At 70.8% G+C, this 18846-nt stretch carries 18 protein-coding genes; 9 read left to right on the top strand and 9 right to left on the bottom strand.

What is annotated here, in order from left to right:
- Nucleotides 1-302 (bottom strand): phage holin family protein (locus AWZ10_RS46785; protein ID WP_208618678.1); only part of this gene is annotated, 302 nt, incomplete at its 3' end.
- 146 nt (nucleotides 303-448) lie between these two features.
- Here AWZ10_RS46785 and AWZ10_RS46780 point away from each other — a divergent pair.
- Complete coding sequence (locus AWZ10_RS46780; protein ID WP_046702786.1) at nucleotides 449-802, top strand: VOC family protein; 354 nt, start codon at nucleotides 449-451, stop codon at nucleotides 800-802.
- 43 nt (nucleotides 803-845) lie between these two features.
- Here the strand turns inward: AWZ10_RS46780 and AWZ10_RS46775 are convergent, their stop codons facing one another.
- The 8 genes from AWZ10_RS46775 to AWZ10_RS46740 form a co-directional block, all read right to left on the bottom strand.
- Nucleotides 846-1757 (bottom strand): arginase family protein, encoded by a 912-nt coding sequence (locus AWZ10_RS46775; RefSeq protein ID WP_046702787.1) that lies wholly within the window; start codon nucleotides 1755-1757, stop codon nucleotides 846-848.
- A gap of 90 nt (nucleotides 1758-1847) precedes the next feature.
- Nucleotides 1848-2417 carry a GNAT family N-acetyltransferase gene (locus tag AWZ10_RS46770; protein ID WP_046702788.1) on the bottom strand — a complete coding sequence of 190 codons (570 nt, stop codon included), beginning with the start codon at nucleotides 2415-2417 and terminating at the stop codon, nucleotides 1848-1850.
- A gap of 138 nt (nucleotides 2418-2555) precedes the next feature.
- Nucleotides 2556-2804 carry a lipopolysaccharide assembly protein LapA domain-containing protein gene (locus AWZ10_RS46765; protein WP_046702789.1) on the bottom strand — a complete coding sequence of 83 codons (249 nt, stop codon included), beginning with the start codon at nucleotides 2802-2804 and terminating at the stop codon, nucleotides 2556-2558.
- Nucleotides 2805-2896: 92 nt separating this feature from the next.
- Nucleotides 2897-3826, bottom strand: a complete 930-nt coding sequence (locus AWZ10_RS46760; RefSeq protein ID WP_046702790.1) for a S66 peptidase family protein — start codon at nucleotides 3824-3826, stop codon at nucleotides 2897-2899.
- Nucleotides 3823-5805 carry a S9 family peptidase gene (locus tag AWZ10_RS46755; RefSeq protein WP_060894314.1) on the bottom strand — a complete coding sequence of 661 codons (1983 nt, stop codon included), beginning with the start codon at nucleotides 5803-5805 and terminating at the stop codon, nucleotides 3823-3825. The genes AWZ10_RS46760 and AWZ10_RS46755 overlap by 4 nt, the downstream gene beginning before the upstream one ends.
- A 27-nt stretch (nucleotides 5806-5832) precedes the next feature.
- Nucleotides 5833-7146, bottom strand: coding sequence for a M20/M25/M40 family metallo-hydrolase (locus tag AWZ10_RS46750; protein ID WP_046702816.1), 1314 nt, complete (start codon nucleotides 7144-7146; stop codon nucleotides 5833-5835).
- Between the two features lie 109 nt (nucleotides 7147-7255).
- Nucleotides 7256-8089 (bottom strand): M55 family metallopeptidase, encoded by an 834-nt coding sequence (locus AWZ10_RS46745; RefSeq protein ID WP_037703970.1) that lies wholly within the window; start codon nucleotides 8087-8089, stop codon nucleotides 7256-7258.
- Nucleotides 8090-8526: 437 nt separating this feature from the next.
- Nucleotides 8527-9066, bottom strand: a complete 540-nt coding sequence (locus tag AWZ10_RS46740; protein WP_046702792.1) for a MarR family winged helix-turn-helix transcriptional regulator — start codon at nucleotides 9064-9066, stop codon at nucleotides 8527-8529.
- 336 nt (nucleotides 9067-9402) lie between these two features.
- On the opposite strand from AWZ10_RS46740, the gene AWZ10_RS46735 reads away from it, so the two are divergent.
- The 8 genes from AWZ10_RS46735 to AWZ10_RS46700 all read left to right on the top strand — a co-directional run.
- Complete coding sequence (locus AWZ10_RS46735) at nucleotides 9403-9906, top strand: flavin reductase family protein (protein WP_046702793.1); 504 nt, start codon at nucleotides 9403-9405, stop codon at nucleotides 9904-9906.
- A gap of 41 nt (nucleotides 9907-9947) precedes the next feature.
- Nucleotides 9948-11414 (top strand): 4-hydroxyphenylacetate 3-monooxygenase, oxygenase component, encoded by a 1467-nt coding sequence (hpaB, locus tag AWZ10_RS46730; protein WP_046702794.1) that lies wholly within the window; start codon nucleotides 9948-9950, stop codon nucleotides 11412-11414.
- Entirely contained in the window at nucleotides 11414-12847 is a 1434-nt protein-coding gene (locus AWZ10_RS46725; protein WP_046702795.1) for a fumarylacetoacetate hydrolase family protein, read from the top strand. The genes hpaB and AWZ10_RS46725 overlap by 1 nt, the downstream gene beginning before the upstream one ends.
- The gene (dapA, locus tag AWZ10_RS46720; protein ID WP_060894313.1) at nucleotides 12844-13776 is read left to right on the top strand and encodes a 4-hydroxy-tetrahydrodipicolinate synthase; all 933 of its coding nucleotides are present in this window, start codon (nucleotides 12844-12846) and stop codon (nucleotides 13774-13776) included. The genes AWZ10_RS46725 and dapA overlap by 4 nt, the downstream gene beginning before the upstream one ends.
- On the top strand, nucleotides 13773-15254 hold the full coding sequence (hpaE, locus tag AWZ10_RS46715; protein WP_046702797.1) for a 5-carboxymethyl-2-hydroxymuconate semialdehyde dehydrogenase: 1482 nt from the start codon (nucleotides 13773-13775) through the stop codon (nucleotides 15252-15254). The genes dapA and hpaE overlap by 4 nt, the downstream gene beginning before the upstream one ends.
- Complete coding sequence (gene hpaD, locus AWZ10_RS46710) at nucleotides 15251-16252, top strand: 3,4-dihydroxyphenylacetate 2,3-dioxygenase (RefSeq protein ID WP_046702798.1); 1002 nt, start codon at nucleotides 15251-15253, stop codon at nucleotides 16250-16252. Before hpaE ends, hpaD begins: the two co-directional genes overlap by 4 nt.
- Nucleotides 16253-16313: 61 nt before the next feature.
- A complete protein-coding gene (locus tag AWZ10_RS46705; RefSeq protein ID WP_052769467.1) occupies nucleotides 16314-17258 on the top strand; it encodes an AraC-like ligand-binding domain-containing protein in 945 nt (314 codons plus the stop codon).
- A gap of 304 nt (nucleotides 17259-17562) precedes the next feature.
- A partial coding sequence (locus AWZ10_RS46700) for an MFS transporter (protein WP_063809870.1) occupies nucleotides 17563-18846 on the top strand: 1284 nt, incomplete at its 3' end.

The following is an 18846-nucleotide window of genomic DNA, read 5'->3' as shown; positions in this document are numbered from 1 at the left end:
GGCCCGGACGCCGAAGGCCGCGCCGCGCCCCTCAGCACATATGCCGCCACGCCGAGCACCACGGCCGTGATCAGCGCGGCGGCCCAGTCGGGCAGTGCCAGGGAGAGCGCCAGCCCCAGGGCCAGCGCCAGGGCGGCACCCGCGTACAGGGCGAGCGCCCCGGACGCGGCATACAGCGCCGCCTTGCGCCGCTGCTTGCGGGTCTGTTGCCGCAGCTCCTCGCGGATGGTCTCGCGGGCCACCTGCGCCAACTCGTCGACCAGATGCCTGTCCAGATGTTCCAGATGATCCAAGCGGTCCATCGCACCCGAGTACCCGGGCCCGTAGCCACGTAACACGGCGCGAGACGGGGACGGGACGGGGACGGGAGTGGGGACGGGGGTGGGAACAGCCCCACTCGGCAATCCGATCACCGTCCCCCCCCTCGACCCCAACTAGGCTCGTGCACATGGAGATTCTCGGTACCACGCTCCGCATCTGCGTCGACGACCTGGAAGCAGCGGTCCCGTTCTACGAGAGACTCTCGGGCGGACCGGCGATGCGCTTCGAACGCGGTGGCGTCCAAGTCGCCGCCGTCGGCTGCTTCCTGCTGATGAGCGGCCCGGAGTCGGAGCTGGAGGTCCTGCGGAAGGTCACCGCCACCATCGCGGTCGAGGACGTCGACGAGGCCAACCAGATTCTTACCGCCTCCGGTGCCCATGTCCTGGCCGGTCCGATCCCCACCCCCGTCGGCCGCAACCTCATCGCGGTCCATCCCGACGGTTCGGTCTACGAGTACGCGGACCGCAGAGCGGCGGGATGATCCCCGGGACACGGGACCGGTGGCGCGACCCGGCGGCGGCCGATCACCCCGTCGCGGTCGCGCCGGCGAAGGCGTTCACGACGATGTCCGTGAGCAGTGCGCCCGCCGTGCCCTCGGGGTCCAGATCGGGGTCGTAGATGGTGATGTTGAGACCGACGCAGTGCGGTGAGCGAACCAACGGGCCCAGCAGCGCGGTCAGTTCGTCGGGGAGGAGTCCGTCCGGGTCGGGGCTGTCGACGGCGGGCATGACGGACGGGTCGAGGACGTCGGCGTCCAGGTGCACCCAGAAGCCTTCCGGTTCGGGCGTCTCGAAGCTCTGCGCGGTGGCCCGGGCGAGATCGTCCGCACCCCAGGTGCGCAGATCACCGACCGTCACGACCGGGATCTTCAGCGCCGCCAGCTCGCTGCGGTCGTCCTCGAACTCGTCCCGGATGCCGAAGAGCCGTACGTCCTCGTCGCGCAGATAGGGACCCAGCCCTTCGAGATCCGTCAGGTCCGCCTGACCGCGCCCGGTGGCGAGCGCCAGTTCCTCGCCGCCGGCCGCCCCGACCCGGTCGGAGTTCCCCGGATGACGGAAGTCGGCGGACGCGTCGATCGCGACCAGCCCGTACCGCCCCATCCGCCGCAGCGCCAGCGACGCGCCGAGCTGGATCGAACAGTCCCCGCCGAGGACGACGGGCAGCTCACCGGCCCTGACATGCCGCTCGATCCGGTCGGCGAGCCTGCGCGTGTACGAGGCGATCGCGGCGGCGTTGAAGACACCGTCGCCCTCCTGCCAGCCCCCGCGGTCGTAGCGCGGCGGCACCACGACCCCGCCCTCCAGCGCCCCGAGCCGCCGCACGATGCCCTGCTCCCGCAGCGCGCCGGCGAGCTTGTGGCAACCGGGCACGGTCCCCGGGGCGGGCGGCCGCAGGCCGAGGTTCGAGGGGGCGTCCACGACGACGATGTTCCGCATGGATCCCATCCTGCGCGACGTGAGGACAGCCGGGGCGTGAATGGCCCGTTCCGCCGGGCTCCCGCCCACGACGCCGCCGCGCCCACACGCCTAGGACCCCCCGGACCGCCAGTCCTCCCGGCGTTTCATCTCCGCGGTGAGCGCCCACCGCTGGTGGTCCCGCCACGCCCCGTCGATGAACAGGAAGTCCGGCGAGAACCCCTCCAGCCGGAACCCGCACCGTTGGGCGAGCGCGATGGAGGCGGCGTTCTGGGGCTGCACATTGATCTCCAGCCGGTGCAGCCCCATGAAATTGAACGCGTATTCGACGACCAGTCCGAGCCCTTCGCCCATCAGCCCCCGCCCGGCGGCATGCGCGAAGGCCCCGTAGCCGAGGGCGCCGCTCTGGAAGCCGCCCTCCACGATGTTGTTGATGTTGACGAACCCGGCGATCGCCCCGCCGTCGCGCTCACACACCAGGAATCCGGCCTTCGTCGGATCCTCGATGAGCCGCCCCGCGTACGCGGCGTACGCGGCGGGCGTGGCCGGCGGGAACAGCCACGGATGGTGCAGATCCCTGCTTTCCCGCACCCGCGCGGTGAACTCGGATCCGTCGTCGGGCGTGAAGTGCCGTATCCCGACGCGGGGGCCTTCGATGAGGTGACGAACATTCTCGGACACCCCGCCACGGTACGTCGGCGCAGGCGTCACGGCGCAGGCGTCACGGCGCAGGCGTCACGGCGCAGGCGTCACGGCGCACGGGCCCCAGCACACGGGCCACAACGCACGGGCCACAACGCAGGCATCACGGCGCAGGCATCACCTGCGCCGTCTCATGAAGAACGCCCCGCACAACGCCCCGACCAGGGCCGTCCCCAGCAGCGCCATCCACAGTGGCATGGTGACCTCGGTGACCAGCAGCCGGATCTCGGTGTTCTGGGTGTTCTGGAAGATGAAGACGAGCGCGAGCACCGCGAGTACACCCACGACGACCCTGCCGGGCGTCAGCAGATCACCCCATCGCTTCCGCCTGTGCGTCCCGACCCGTTCCGTTGTCTTCGGGCTCATACCTCCAGGATGACGCGAGCCGCCGGGACGCGCCTGATGGGAGGCTCCCCGGGTTGCCCAAGATTGCCCCGCCTTGCTCCGGCGGAGGGCTGTCAGGTCAGCGCCGGCTCGTCCAGCGTCAACGTCCCCGCCTCGGTGTCCAGCTCCGCCATCACCCCGAACGGGATGGTCAGCGCCCCCTCCCCGTGCCCGAATCCGAACTCCTCCACCACCGGTACCCCGACCCCGCCGATCCGGTCCACGAGCAGCGCCCGCACCTTCTCGTACGGGTCGCATTCCGCCCACGAGCCGAGGACGACGCCGGCCACGCCGTCGAGCCAACCCGCGCGCAGGAGCTGGGTGAGGTAGCGGTCCAGGCGATAGGTCTCCTCGCCGACGTCCTCCAGGCAGAGGAGGGCGCCCCGGGCGGAGGGGCGGGCGTGGGGGTTGCCGAGTTCGGCGGCGAGCAGACAGAGGCAGCCGCCGAGGAGGACGCCCCGGGCGCGGCCGGGTATCAGGGCGGTGCTTCCTTCGGCGGCCCGGATCGTGCGGACCGTCTCGGGGGCGAACAGGGTGGCGCGCAGGTGGTCCTGGGCCCGGGTGTTCTTGACGAAGTCGACGCCCGCTGCCATGGGTCCGTGCAGGGTGACCAGTCCGGCGCGGGTGGCGAACGCCTCGTGAAGTGCGGTGATGTCGCTGAACCCGACGAGTGTCTTGGGGCCCGCCGCGCGAATGGCGTCCCAGTCGAGCAGGTCGACCATGCGCTGGACGCCGTAGCCGCCGCGGGCACACAGCACGGCGGACACGGACGGGTCGCACCAGGCGGCCTGGAAGTCGGCGGCGCGGTCGGCGTCCGAGCCCGCGAGGTAGGGGAACTGCGGGTGCCGGTCGAGTGTGTGCGGTGCGACGACGGGGTCGAGGTCCCAGCCGCGCAGAATGTCCAGCCCGGCACCGAGCCGCTCCTCGACCACCGGGCCGCTGGGCGCGACGACGGCCACACGGGCACCGGGGGTGAGACGGGCGGGTCTGGTCAGTGGTGTCACTTGGTGAGCTCCAGAGTAGGGATTCCTGGAGGATTCAACCCGAAGACCTGCGCGTACAGCGACAGCTCCGCCTCCAGGACGCGCACCGTCGTCTCCGCCCGGCGGAAGCCGTGTCCCTCCCCCTCGAAGGCGATGTACGCGTGCGGCACCCGCCGCTCCTCCATCCTGGCCAGGAAACGGTCGCACTGCGCGGGCCGGCAGATCACGTCGTCGAGGCCCTGGAGCAGCAGGAAGGGCGCGGTGATCCGGTCGGCGTGCTCGGTGGGCGAACGCTCCACATACCGCATCGGCTCCTGTGCCAGCGGCCCCACCAGGCTCTCCAGGTACTGGGACTCGAAGTCGTGCGTGTCCCCCGCCCCCCAGTTCGTGAGGTCGAGGACGGGATACAAAATGGTTCCGCAGGCGTAGACGTCGGTCGTGGTGAGGGACACGGCGGCGGTCCAGCCACCCGCGCTGCCGCCCCTGATGGCGAGCCTGGTCCGGTCGGCGGTGCCCTCGTCGGCGAGGGCGAGGGCCACCGCCGCGCAGTCCTCGACGTCCACGACACCCCACTGCTCGCGCAGCCGGTTGCGGTACTCCCGCCCGTACCCGGTGGACCCCCCGTAGTTGACCTCGGCGACCCCGATGCCGCGTGAGGTGAAGTAGGCGATCGCCAGGTCGAGGACCAGGGGCGCCCGGCTGGTGGGCCCGCCGTGCGCCCAGACGACGTACGGCGGCAGCTCGGTGCTGAAGGCGACGCAGCCGGGGTGGTGCGGCGGGTAGATGTGCGCGTGGATCTCGCGTCCGGCGGGGCCGAGGAAGGAGCGGATCTGGGGTTCGGGATAGTGGGCGGGGTCGACCGGGTCGTCGTGCGCGGCGCCGATCACGCGGGTGTCGCCGGTGGCCGCGTCCAGCTCGACCACCTCGTACGCGCTGCGCGGACTGGCCCCGATGCCGACGACCCGGCCGTCGTGCACGGCGAGGGAGGGGGCGAACTCGGTCCACGGTCCGTCCACGTCGACGACCTGGCCGGTGTCCAGGTCGAGGATGCCGAGCGCGGTGGCGCCCCGCCCGTGCACCACGGCGGCGAGCCCGTCGTCCAGCAGCGCGAACCAGCGCTGGCCGACCTTCCACAGCGGCCCGCCGAACTCCTCCTCCCGGGCGCAGAGAGCCGTACGGTCACCGCCGTCGGGGTCGAGGCGGTAGAGGTTCCAGTAGCCGGTGGTGTCGCTGGAGTGGACGAGGGTACCGTCGGCGGCCCACTCGACCTGGGCGACCGACTCCTCCGGGCCGCCCGCGACGGTCCGGGCCTCGCCCAGCAGGCCGTCCTCGGTCACCTCGGCGACGAGCAGCGACGTGCCGTCCCACGGCATGAGCGGATGGTCCCAGGCCAGCCACGCGGCGCGGCGGCCGTCGGGCGAGAGGCGAGGGCCGGTGACGAACCGCCGGCTGTCGTCGGTGAGGTCGCGTACGGCGTCCCGGTCCTCTGCCGCCGAGCCGTCCAGCGGCACCGCGGCGACGACCCGCCGTACGTCGGTGGGCCCGTCCCCGGTGAACTCCTCCAGGACGCACCACACCTCGTCGCGCTCCGGATGGGGCTGCGGGTCCACCCAGCGCAGGCCGCCGCCCAGGGACGACACCGGAGTGAGCGGGACGGGGGCGCCACCCGGTTCGTACCGGTAGAGACGCTGGTCGGCATGGTTCACGAAGACCACGAGGGGGCCGGTGTCCCGCATGACGCCGGCCCAGGGCTGGCCGCCGTACTCCATGACCCGGCTGCGCACGTTCCACGGGGCCGGCAGCACCGACTCCTCCGTGCCGTCGGCCGTGCGCCGCACCAGGGTGCGCCGGCCGCCCTCGGTGGGCCGGGGCTCGGTCCACCACACCTCGTCGCCGACGAAGCCCACGAACTCGGGATGCCCGTCGTGCGCGGCGGCGAGCGCCGCCCCGATCGGCGAGGGCCACGAACCGTACGCCAGGGTCTGCACCTTGTCCCCCATTTCCCTTGGTCCCCCGTGTGCCATCGCTCAGGCCGTCCGCAGGAAGCGGTCGAGAACGCGGACGCCGAAGTGGAGCGCCTCCACGGGGACGCGCTCGTCGACCCCGTGGAAGAGCGCCGCGTAGTCGAAGCCCTCCGGGAGCTTCAGCGGCGAGAAGCCGTAGCCGGTGATGCCGAGGCGCGAGAACTGCTTGGCGTCCGTGCCGCCCGGCATGCAGTACGGCACCACGTGTCCCTCGGGCGCGAACTCCTCCACGGCGGCCCGCATCCGCGCGTACGTCACCGAGTCCACCGGCGCCTGGAGGGCCACCTCCCGGTGCTCGAACTCCCACTCCACATCGGGCCCGGTGAGCCGGTCGAGGGTTTCCCGGAACTCGTCCTCGCCTCCGGGCAGGTACCGCCCGTCCACGCGGGCGGCGGCCTCCCCCGGAATCACATTGATCTTGTAACCGGCGTCCAGCATGGTCGGGTTGGCGCTGTTGCGCACGGTCGCCTCGACCAGGGCGGCGGCCGGACCGAGCTTGTCGAGCAGCCGGTCGACGCCGCCCTGGTCGTCGAGGTCGGCCTCGACGCCGTACAGCGCGGCGAGTTCGGTGAGGGCCGCGCGGACGGTCGGGGTGAGCCGGAGCGGCCACTCGTGCGCGCCGATCCGGGCGATCGCCGCCGCCAGCCGGGTCACCGCGTTGGCCCGGTTCACCTTGGAGCCGTGGCCGGCCCGGCCGTGCGCGGTGAGCTTCAGCCAGCCGGTGCCGCGCTCCCCTGCCGCGATCGGGTAGATCTGTCGGCCCGCGCCGTCGTGGAAGGTGAACGCCCCCGACTCGCTGATGCCCTCGGTGCAGCCCTCGAAGAGCCCCGGGTGCTGGTCGGCGAGGAACCCGGAACCGTCCTCGGCACTCGCCTCCTCGTCGGCGGTGAACGCGATCACGACGTCCCTGCGGGGCCGTACGCCCGTGCGCGCCCAGTGCCGGGCGACCGCGAGGATCATCGCGTCCATGTTCTTCATGTCGACCGCGCCCCGGCCCCACACCACACCGTCGCGGACCTCCCCGGAGAACGGGTGCACGCTCCAGTCCGCCGCCTGTGCGGGCACCACGTCCAGATGGCCGTGCACGAGCAGCGCGTCCGCCGACGGGTCGGTGCCCTCGATCCGCGCCACGACGTTCGTACGGCCCTCGGTGCGCTCAAGCAGCGTCGGCTCCAGGCCCGCCTCGGCCAGCAGCGCGGCTGCGTACTCGGCGGCGGGCCGCTCCCGGCAGTCCCCGCCACCGCGGTTGGTGGTGTCGAGACGGATGAGGTCGGAGGTGAAACGGACGACCTCGTCCAGTGCCTGCTGCTCCATGATCCCGGCCTGTGCCCGGCCCGTCACGCGCCCGGCAGTCCTCTCGGGCTCCGCAGTCCTCTCGGGCTCCGCAGTCCTCTCGGGCTTCGCAGTCCTCTCGGGCTTCGCGGACTCAGCCATAAGTCTCCTCCACCGCGGCCGAGACGATCGTGGTGACCGCCTTGAAGGTGCGGATTCCCTCGTACATGGTCGGGCTGGTGTACGCGACCTTGCGTTCACCGGTACGGGCCACGCCCGGCACGACGGTCGCGGCCATCGCCAGGTGCTCGGCGTCGAACTCCAGCGCCACGGTGAACGGCCCGCCCCTGACCGGTTCGTGACGCACCGCGAGCGCGGCCGCCTCCTTCGCCGCCGCGCGGATGTCGGCGGCCGTCCTCGCCGGCGTGCGGCACACCGCCGCGTACCGCGACACATGGTCCTTGACCGCCACTTTGAGCGCCTCGGGCGCGTACCCCAGGGCGTCCTCGCAAGCCACGTCGTCGCCAGTCACCAGCACCACCGGTACCCCGTACTCGGCCACGACATGCGAGTTGAGCAGCCCCTCGCTGGCCCGCTCGTCGTTCACCCACACCCCGGTGATCGAGTTGGCGAGGTAGGTGTGGGCGAGAACGCCCTCCATCCCCGCGCCCGCGTGGTAGCCCACGAACGCGATCCCGTCCACGTCCCCGTGCTGCACGCCTTCCACCATGGACAGCGCCTTGTGCCGCCCGGTCAACATCTGCGCGCGCTCGTCCAGCTCCTCCAGCAGCAGATTGCGCATCGTCCAGTGCGCCTCGTTGATCAGCACCTCGTCGGCCCCGCCGTGGAAGAAGCCGAGCACGGCGGCGTTCACATCCGAGGTGAACATCGAACGACACCGCTCCCACTGCGGTGTCCCCGGCAGCACGTCGGCCGGCCAGGTGACACCGGTGGCGCCCTCCATGTCGGCGCTGATGAGGATCTTCATGCGGGTCCGTTCCCTCGCAGGTCAGAGGCTTATTGTCCAGCTGATGACAGCACTTTGCGACATCATGCGGTGAAACGTGCAGCGGTGACGGGGATCTTCATGCTGCTTCACGTTACGCGTCGGCGAGGGGAGAGGGCGGGCGCCTCCCTGCGCACTCAACTCGAACTCTTCCCGGTGCCGGAACGGATCTGGAAAGCGACCCCAGATCCCGGACTACTGAAGATCAGCCGTGAGGCACAGAAGATCGTCGACGAACTCGACCGGCTCGCACGGGCACGGTCGTGGACCGATGCGACCCGCAGGAAGCGTGGTCGAACATGCTGGTGCTGATCGGCGGGTGGCCGACGTACATGGCGGACTGCCGGCCGGCCGGCAGGTGGGGGTTGGTGGTTCCTGGCCGGCGGCGATGTCGTGCGGTGATCCATTCGGCGGCTGCTTCACGCGCGATGACGCGCTTCGAAGTGCACTGAGTGCGCTGTCAGCTTTTCGAGCAGGGCGATCAACGTTTCCTGTTCCTCCCTGCTCAGAGAGCCCGCCCACTCCTGCTCACGCGCGTTGTGCTCGCGGAAGGCCTCACTGATCGCTTCCCGGCCCTGCGCGGTCAGGGCGAGGTGAACGGCACGCTTGTCGTGCGGGGCGCGCTCCTTGGAGAGGAGGCCGTCCCGCTCCAGTGTGGCGACCAACGCGGAGACGGCGGCACGGCTCATCCCGGACAGCTCGGCAACCTTCTTGGCCTCGACCGTCCCGGTCAGCCAGACCGCGAAGAGCACCCGGAAGCCGGCCCAGGACCACCCGCGTGGTCGATGGACAGTGGATTCCAGATCGTAGACCAGCATGTTCGCGGCGCGGTGGAGGGTGAGCACCAGCCGCATGGCGAGCGGGTCCAGGTCCGGAAGGTCCCGGGTGGTGTGCGAGATCGCGTGGTCGATGAACGACCAGAAGTGCAGTTGTTCGTTGTCCGGCTGGTCCTGGGGCACATCCGGAGTCTAGGCCGTAGGCCCCGCCGGCGGTCCGTCCGCTCACGGCTCTCCCTGCGTCGGCGTCCGCCTGCCGCCTGCCGCCTGGTCCGCTGTGTCACAAGGATGTGTCGGCTGCCGCCTTCGCAAGGTTCCCGGCGAGCAGCAGAAACTTCGCCGTCGGGGGTTCCCAAGCCAGGTTCCCGGGGGTACGGTCCCGAATTAATCAAAGCATTGATTACATGCTTTGGTCCGCTTACATCCCCATTCACCCCCTCGCGACACCAGTCGGATCACGGCCGCGTATCCCCTCGATGCCCGGCCGGGCCTTGCCTTGCCTTGCCCAGGGAGTCACCCATGCCCGAAGCCCTCGCTCCCCCGAGCCCCGGCGCCCTGCGCGCCTGCATGTCCCGCTTCGCCACCGGTGTCACCGTCGTGACGTACGAAGGAGACGACGGACCGCGCGGCGCCACCATGAACTCCTTCACCTGCGTCTCGGCCGAGCCACCGCTGGTGCTGATCAGCGTGGCCCGACGGGCCCGCTGTCACGACCAGCTGCTCGACCGGCCGTTCTGCGTGAACATCCTCGGTGCCGAGCAGGAGTCGGTGGCCCGGCAGTTCGCCGGTGTCCAGGGTGCGGCCGAGCCCCGCTGGGTGGCCGACGCCCGCGTCCCGCGCCTCGCCCATCCTCTCGCCTGGGTCGAGTGCGAGCCCTGGCGCGCCTACGACGGCGGCGACCACACCCTCGTCCTCGGCCGCGTCACCGACCTCGGCCACCGCGACGGCGACGCGCTCACCTACGCCTGGAGCCGATTCGGTACCGCGGCCGAGGCCACCGACGGCATCGAACACCTCATCTGACCTGCCCTCTCCCGGACCACCCACATCTCAGGAGCACGAACATGGCCGCACGCACCGGCAAGGAATACCTCGAGCGACTCTCCGCCTCCCGCCCCACCGTCCACATCCAGGGCGAGACCGTCACCGGCGGAATCCAGGACCACCCGGCCTTCCGCAACGTGGTGCGTACCTACGCCGAGTTGTACGACCTCCAGCACTCCGCCGAGCACAAGGACGTCCTGACCTACACCTCGCCCACGTCCGGCGAGCCGGTCGGCACCTCCTTCCTCACCCCGAAGACCCCTGAGGACCTGGTCAAGCGGCGCAAGGCGTTCAAGGTGTGGGCCGACCACAGCAACGGCATGCTGGGCCGCACCGGCGACTACATGAACAGCTCGCTGATGGCGCTCGCCTCGGCCGCCGACTGGTTCGCCCAGGCCAACCCGGCCTTCGGCGAGAACGTCCTGCGCTACTACGAGAAGGTCCGCGAGGAGGACCTTCTGTGCACGCACACGCTGATCCCGCCGCAGGTCAACCGCTCCGTCGCGGGCACCCAGCAGGCGGGCGGCAAGCTCGCCGCGCGGATCGTGAAGGAGGACGACAACGGCATCGTGATCCGGGGCGCGCGCATGCTCGCCACCATCGCACCCTTCGCCGACGAGATGCTCGTGTTCCCCTCGACCGTGCTGCGCGGCACCCCCGAGGACAGGCCGTACTCGTACGCCTTCGCCATCCCCAACGACGCCCCCGGTCTGCGCTACGTCGCCCGCGAGCCCCTCGACTACGACCGGCCGCACCACGACCACCCTCTCGGCTCGCGCTTCGAGGAGTCGGACTGCGTGGTCGTCTTCGACGACGTGCACGTGCCCTACGAGCGGTGTTTCGCCATCGGCGACGCCGAACTGTGCAACGGCTTCTACTCGCAGACCTCGTCCGTGGTGCACATGACCCACCAGGTCGTCACCCGCACCACCGCCAAGACCGAGTACATCCTCGGCCTGGTGACGCTGCTCACCGAGGCCATCGGCATCGAGCAGTTCCAGCACGTGCAGGAGGACATCGCCGAGATCATCACCACGCTGGAGATGCTCCGCGCCTTCCTGCGCGCCGCCGAGGCCGACGCCCAGGTCAACGAGTACGGCGTGCTCACCCCGGCCTTCGCCCCGCTCAACGCGGCCCGCAACCTCTACCCCAAGCTCTACCAGCGCTTCCCGCAGATCCTGCGCAAGCTCGGTGCCTCCGGCCTGATGGCCACCCCGACCGAGCTCGACATCAACGGCCCGGCCGCCGAGGACATCGAGGCGTACCTGCAGTCCGCGACCCTGACCGGCCCCGAGCGCGTCAGGCTGTTCCGGCTCGTGTGGGACACCTGCATCTCCGCGTTCTCCAGCCGCCAGGCGCTGTACGAGTACTACTTCTTCGGCGACCCGGTCCGCATGGCCGGCGCGTACGTGAAGTCCTACGACCGCGAGCCGTACAAGGCCAAGGTGCAGGACTTCTTGAATCAGCACAGCCTGGAGCGTTCCTGATGACGCACCCGCTGGGGAATCCCCCATCGAAGATCATCGCCGTTCACCTCAACTACCCCAGCCGAGCCAAGGAACGGGGCCGTGTCCCCGCCCAGCCGTCCTACTTCCTCAAGCCGCCGTCGTCACTGGCGGGCACCAGGGAAGCGATCGTCCGGCCGGCGGGCTGTGAACTCCTCGGGTTCGAGGGGGAGATCGCCCTCGTCATCGGCTCGCGTGCCCAGCGCGTGGCACCGGAGGACGGCTGGTCGTACGTCCGCTGGGTGACGGCCGCAAACGACGCGGGCGTGTACGACCTGCGGTACGCCGACCGGGGCTCCAACCTCCGCTCCAAGGGCGCCGACGGGTTCACGCCCCTGGGGCCACGGCTGCTGGACGCCCGCGAGGTCGACCCGGCCGGGCTGCGGCTGAGCACCTGGGTCAACGGCGAGCTGGTGCAGGACGACACGACGGACACGCTGCTGTTTCCCTTCGGGCAGCTGGTCGCGGACCTGTCCCGGCTGGTCACCCTGGAGCCCGGGGACGTGATCCTCACCGGTACGCCGGCCGGCGCTTCGGTCGTCCGCCCCGGTGACCTCGTCGAGGTCGAGGTCACGTGCGGGGAGCTGTCCACCGGGCGGCTGCGCAACCCGATCGCCGACGGCGACCCGCTCGCCCCCTACGGGGCCATGCCCAGGAGCGATCAGGCCGAGCGCGAGTCGGCTTACGGCTCGGCCTACCTGCCGGAGCCGCTGCTCGACCCGCGCCTCGCGGACGGACTGCGCTCGGTCGCCGTGGCCACGCTCAGCGCCCAGCTGCGCGCACGCGGCCTGCCGCACATGTCCGTCGACGGCGTACGACCGGTCGGATCCGACGGCGGGGCGATGGTGGGGGTCGCCCACACGCTGCGCTATCTGCCGCTGCGCGAAGACCTGTTCAAGCGGTACGGCACCGGCATGAACGCCCAGAAGCGGGCGATCGAAGAGGTGCGCCCCGGTCATGTCCTGGTGATGGACGCCCGCCGCGACGCGACCGCGGGCACACTCGGCGACATCCTCGCGCTGAGGGCCCTCAAGCGCGGGGCGGCCGGCGTCGTCACCGACGGTGCCGTGCGCGACGCCGCCGCCATCGCGGACCTCGGCCTGCCGGTGTACGCGGCCGGCACCCACCCCTCGGTCCTCGGCCGCCGGCACGTCCCGTGGGACACCGGTGTGCCGATCGCCTGCGGCGGCGCCCTGGTCCAGCCCGGGGACCTGATCGTCGGGGACTCCGACGGCGTGATCGTCGTCCCGCCGGACCTCGTCGAGGAACTGATCGTCGACTGCCGGGAGCAGGAGCGCCAAGAGCGCTTCATCACCGAGCGGGTCGCGGCGGGCGAGAGCGTCGAAGGCCTGTATCCGCTGGGGCCGGCCTGGCGGGACGCCTACCAGAACTGGTGCAAGGGAGAGACACAATGAAGTTCCGCAGCGACCCGTCGGGTATCCGGGGGTCCATCGCCCCGGTCGTCACACCGTTCACCGCGGCGGGCGCCGTCGACCACGACAGCCTGCGCGACCTGATCCGCTTCCAGATCGAGTCCGGCTCGCACGGCATCTCGCTGGGCGGTTCGACCGGCGAGCCGAGCGCGCAGAGCGTCGCCGAGCGGATCGCGGCCATGCGTACAGCGGTGGCGGAGATCGGCGACCGGGTGCCGTTCCTGCCCGGCACCGGTTCCCACAAGCTCGACGAGACCCTCGAACTCACCGCTGCCGCCCGGGAGTTGGGTGCGGACGCGGCTCTCGTGATCACGCCGTACTACGCGCGCCCCACGCAGGAGGCGCTCTACCAGTGGTACGCGACGGTGGCCCGGGAGTTCCCCGACCTGCCGATCGTCGCCTACAACGTGCCCTCCCGCACCGCCGTGGACATCGACCCGGAGACGGTGAAGCGGCTGTTCTCCGACTTCGACAACTTCGTCGGGGTCAAGGAGACGACGAAGGACTTCGAGCACTTCTCGCGTGTGCTGCACGCGTGCGGGCGTTCACTGCTGGTGTGGTCGGGCATCGAGCTGCTGTGTCTGCCGCTGCTGGCGCTGGGCGGTGCCGGGTTCGTGTCGGCCGTGTCCAATCTGGCCCCGACCGCCGTGGCACGGATGTACGAGCTGTGGGAGGCGGGCGACTTCGACGCCGCGCGTGACCTGCACTACCGGCTGCACCCGCTGGTCGACCTGCTGTTCGTCGAGACCAACCCCGCCCCCGCCAAGTGGGTGCTCGCCCAACAGGGCCGCATCGCCTCGGACTTCGTCCGCCCGCCGCTGGTCTCCCCCACCGAGCAGGGTCTGTCCAAGATCCGCGCGCTGCTCGCGGAGGGCGGCGACCTCACCGCACAGATCGGAACCGAGAAGTGACCCCTGAGAACCTGCCTTCGGTCATCCGGCACTGGATCGGCGGTGACCTCGTCGACTCCGTCGACGGGCGGACGTTCGACGTCTCCGATCCGGTGTCCAACGCCCCCTACACGCAGGCCGCGCGCGGTGCGGCGGGCGACGTCGACCGCGCGGTGTCCGCGGCGGGCGCCGCGTTCCCCCAGTGGGCCGGTCTGTCCAACCGGACCCGCGCGAACACCCTGTACCGCATCGCCGACGCCGTCGAGGCCCGCCACGACCGGCTCGCCGCCTTCGAGTCCTACGACTCCGGACTGCCGATCACCCAGGCGAAGGGGCAGGCCCGGCGGGCGGCGGAGAACTTCCGCTATTTCGCGGACGTGATCGTCGCGCTCGGCGAGGAGGCGTTCCGGCAGGGCGAGGAACAGTTCTCCTACGTCGTACGCCGGCCGGTCGGGGTCGCCGGGCTGATCACGCCCTGGAACACCCCCTTCATGCTGGAGAGCTGGAAGCTGGCCCCCGCCCTGGCCTCCGGATGCACGCTGATCCTCAAGCCCGCCGAGTGGACCCCGCTGTCCGCGTCCCTGTGGCCGGAGATCTTCGCCGAGGCCGGCGTCCCTGCGGGGGTGGTGAACATCGTGCACGGCATCGGCGAGGAGGCGGGCCAGGCACTCGTCGACCATCCGGACGTGCCGCTGATCTCCTTCACCGGGTCGACCGACACCGGCCGGCACATCATCCGCTCGTCCGCCCAGCACCTGAAGACCACCTCCATGGAGCTGGGAGGCAAGTCACCGGCCGTCGTGTTCGCCGACGCCGATGTGGAAGCCGCCCTCGACTCGGTCGTGTTCGGGGTGTTCTCCCTCAACGGCGAGCGCTGCACGGCCGGTTCACGGGTCCTCGTCGAGCGCCCGTTGTACGAGGAGTTCACCCGGCGACTGGCCGAACGGGCGGCGAACGTCCGCGTCGGGCTGCCCGCCGACCCCGCCACGGAGGTCGGCGCACTGGTCCACCCGGAGCACTACGCGCGGGTCCTGAACTACGTCGAGATCGGCAAGAAGGAGGCCCGCCTCGTCGCGGGCGGCACCCGCCCCGACCACCTGCCGGACGGCAACTACCTCCAGCCCACCGTCTTCGCCGACGTCGAACGCGACGCCCGCATCTTCCAGGAGGAGATCTTCGGCCCCGTCGTCGCCGTCGCTCCGTTCGACGACGAGGCCGAGGCGATCGAGCTGGCCAACGCCACCCCGTTCGGTCTCGCCGCCTACATCTGGACCTCGAACCTCAAGCGCGGCCACCGCATCGCCCATGCCGTCGACTCGGGAATGATCTGGATCAACTCCCACAACGTCCGCGACCTGCGCACCCCCTTCGGCGGGGTCAAGGCCTCCGGCGTCGGCCGCGAGGGCGGCGCGCACTCCATCGACTTCTACACCGAATCGAAGATCGTCCACGTCGCCCTCGGTGACGTCCACACGCCCCGTTTCGGAGCCGCTTCATGAACACCCCGGCACCTGACGTCATCCGCTCCGCCTATGCCCAGCTCGCCGTCACCGACCTCGGCGCGGCCCGCTGGTTCTGGGTCGACATGCTCGGCTTCCACGTCCAGTACGAGGACGCCCGGTCCCTGTACCTGCGCGGCACCGACGAACTGACCCACCACTCCCTGGTGCTGCGCAAGGGCGACATCGCCGCCCTGGACCACCTCTCCTACCGGGTCCGCACCCCGGAGGACGTCGACAAGGCGGAGAAGTTCTTCGCCGAACTCGGCCGCCCGGTCAAGCGGGTGAAGAAGGGCGAGGGCACCCACGGCATCGGCGACGCCGTCCGCGTCATCGACCCCCTGGGCTTCCCCGTCGAGTTCTTCCACGAGATCGACCGCGCCGAACGCCTCATCCAGCGCTACGACCTCCGCCGCGGCGCCGAGATCGCCCGCCTGGACCACTTCAACATCTGCACTCCAGACATCCCGGCCGCCTACGCCCACTACCAGTCCCTCGGCTTCGGCTGCTCGGAGACCATCGAGGGCGACGAACACGAGCTGTACGCGGCCTGGATGTACCGCAAGCAGACCGTCCACGACGTCGCCTTCACCGGCGGCGCCGGGCCACGCCTGCACCACCTCGGGGTGGCCACCCACGAATCCCACCAGGTCCTGCGCAGCGCCGACATCTTCGGCGCCCTGCGCAAGGAACACCACATCGAGCGCGGTCCCGGCCGGCACGGCGTCTCCAACGCCTTCTACCTCTACCTGCGCGACTGCGACGGCCACCGGGTCGAGATCTACACCAGCGACTACTACACCGGCGACCCCGACCACGAGACATATCGCTGGAACGTCAAGGACGACCGCCGCCGGGACTTCTGGGGCAACGCGGTCATCGAGTCCTGGTACAAGGAGGCCACGCCGGTCCTCGACCTGAACGGACGGCCGCAACCCGTCTCCGACGCCCTGCTCGACGAGTCCGCCGTGCAGGTCGGCGCGGACGGACTCGGCTGAGTCACCCGGGGGCCCCGAGCCGCGGGGCCCCCGAGCCGCTGAGGAGACCACCATGCCGTCAATGACGACGCCACGGAACGACACGTCCGCCGGGCGCTTCGAGTTCTGGCGGGAGACCGTCCGACGGAGCTTCGTACCGTTGGAGGCTCTGCCGGGCGAGGCCCGCGACTTCCACGCCTCTCTGCACACCGCACACCTCGGCGCCGTTCAGGTGTCCGTCGTGACCGCACAGCCGCACGGGGTCATCCACACTCCCCGGCACATCGCGGCCGACCAGCCCGACTTCGTCAAAGTGAGCCTTCAACTGGCGGGCCGCTGCCGACTGGCCCAGGCAGACCGTCAAACCGAGCTCGCCCCCGGTGAGCTGGCTGTGTACGACACGCGTCGGCCGTACAGCCTCGACTTCGATCTGCCGTACCGCATGCTCGTGCTGATGTTCCCCCGCGCCCTGCTCCGGCTGAGCGATCAGGAACTGGCACGCCTGAACGCGACCGCCATTTCCTGCCGTGAAGGGCTCGGCCCGGTGGTCCAGCCCTTCCTGCGCGGCCTCGCCAACCAGGTGCGGGAGCTGGAGTGCCTGGGCACCCCCCAGGTCGCCGACAGCGCCGTCGACCTGGTCGGCACCCTGCTCGCACAGCACAGCCGCGCGTCCCACAGTCTGGAGGCCGACGGGCGGGAGGTGCTCCGCCAGCGCATCTTCACGTACATGGAGCAGCGGCTGGCCGACCCCGAACTGGGCCCGGACCGGGTCGCGGCCGCCCACCACATCTCCCGCCGCTACCTGTACAAGCTCCTTGCCGAGCAGGGGCATACCGTCTCCGGCTGGATCCGGGAGCGGCGGCTCACCCAATGCCGACGCGACCTCACCGACCCCGCGCTCGCCCATCTGCCGGTCGGCGCCGTGGGCAGCCGGTGGGGCTATCCCGACCCGGCCCAGTTCAGCCACACCTTCAAGGCGGCATACGGGGTGAGCCCTCGGCAGGCGCGTACCACCGGGTACGTGTAGTCGGCCGGGCGTGGCAGCCATGCCCGGCTTCACAAGAACCCGTGCACACCACGGCAAGCTCGTCGGCTCCGCCGGGCGCACCCTTCCGACAGGAATTCCGCCCGTGACCGTGCGTCTTTCGTCCAGTCGCCGGTCGGCGGTCTTCCGGCACGGGCGCCCCGGCGCACGAAGACAGCGCCGCAGGCCGCTCCGGCGGCGCTGAGGGGCGCGGCGACCGTCCGGCAGCCGCTCTTGCCCTCGACTCCCCCACGAGTCCGGCCGCCCGTGCCATTCAGGGACACCACTCAAGCCCGCAAGCGAGGCAATGATGCTCGACCCGACTCCCCTGCCCGGCTCCGACCGTGGCACGGACCGCACGGCGCGCCGCTACGAGAACAAACTGCTCTTCATCCTCTTCCTCACCTTCGGCTTCGTCTTCTTCGACCGGCAGGCCCTGCTCTTCCTCGTCCCGTTCATCAACGAGGACTTCCACCTGTCCAACACGGCACTGGGCACCCTCTCCGGCATGCTGGCCCTGGCCTGGGCGCTGTCGGGCATGTTCTCGGGCCGGCTGGTGGACCGCCTGGGCAGACGCAAGCCCGTCATCATCGCCGCCGTGCTGCTGTTCTCCGCCTTCTCGGCGGTGGGCGGCCTGGTAGTGGGATTCGCGGCGCTGCTGGTGGCGCGAGCCCTGATGGGAATGGCCGAGGGTGCCGTGCTGCCGTCGGCGCAGTCCCTGATGGTCGAGGCGTCCCAGGAGCACCGGCGCGGGCTGAACATGGGACTGCTCCAGGGTTCCTCGGCCGGCCTGCTCGGCGGGATCCTGTGCCCCCTGGTGGTCGTGTGGGTCGCGGAGCACTACCACTGGCGCACCGCGTTCCTCGTGACCATCGTCCCGGGCCTGCTGCTCGCCCTGTGGATCTGGCGGTCCGTGAAGGAGGTGCCGCCCGGTGGCGTCGTGGCGGCCGCGAAGGCCGCACCGGGCGACGAGGCCGATGCGGCCGGCCGGAAACCGACGATCCGCGAGATCCTCGGGCACCGCAACATCGTCCTGTGCGTGCTGATCTCCTGCGCCTACATGACCTGGTTCTTCGTCATCATCACCTTCACCCCGGTGTACCTCACCACGGTGAAGGGTTTCTCGACGGGCACGATGAGCACGGTCATGACCTGCTTCGGAGTCGCCTGGGTCATCTGGGGCTTCCTCACCCCGGCCGTCTCGGACCGGTTCGGACGGAAGGCCACCCTGATCGCGTTCACCGCCGTCGCCGCCATCTGCCCGCTGGCCGTGATGTACGTGGGCAGCCCGCTGCTGCTCGGCGTGCTCGTCCTCCTCACGTACACGGGCCTGGGCTGCTTCACCCTGTTCATGGCGACGATCCCCGCCGAGACGGTGCCCCGCGGCGCGCTCGCCACCGCGCTGGGACTGGTCATGGGCATCGGTGAACTCGCGGGCGGCTTCCTCGCCCCGGTGATCGCCGGGTGGGCGTCGGACACCTGGGGCCTGCAGGCCGCCATGTACATCTCCGGGGCGGGCGCGGTGGTCGTCGTCCTGCTGTCCCTCGGGCTGCGCGAGACGGCCCCGGCGGTCCTGCGCCGCCGGTCCGGC

The organism is Streptomyces europaeiscabiei, assembly GCF_001550375.1.
GTDB lineage: Bacteria > Actinomycetota > Actinomycetes > Streptomycetales > Streptomycetaceae > Streptomyces > Streptomyces europaeiscabiei.
Note: the sequence above shows the minus strand (reverse complement) of the source record. Positions and strands in the feature narration are given on the sequence as shown.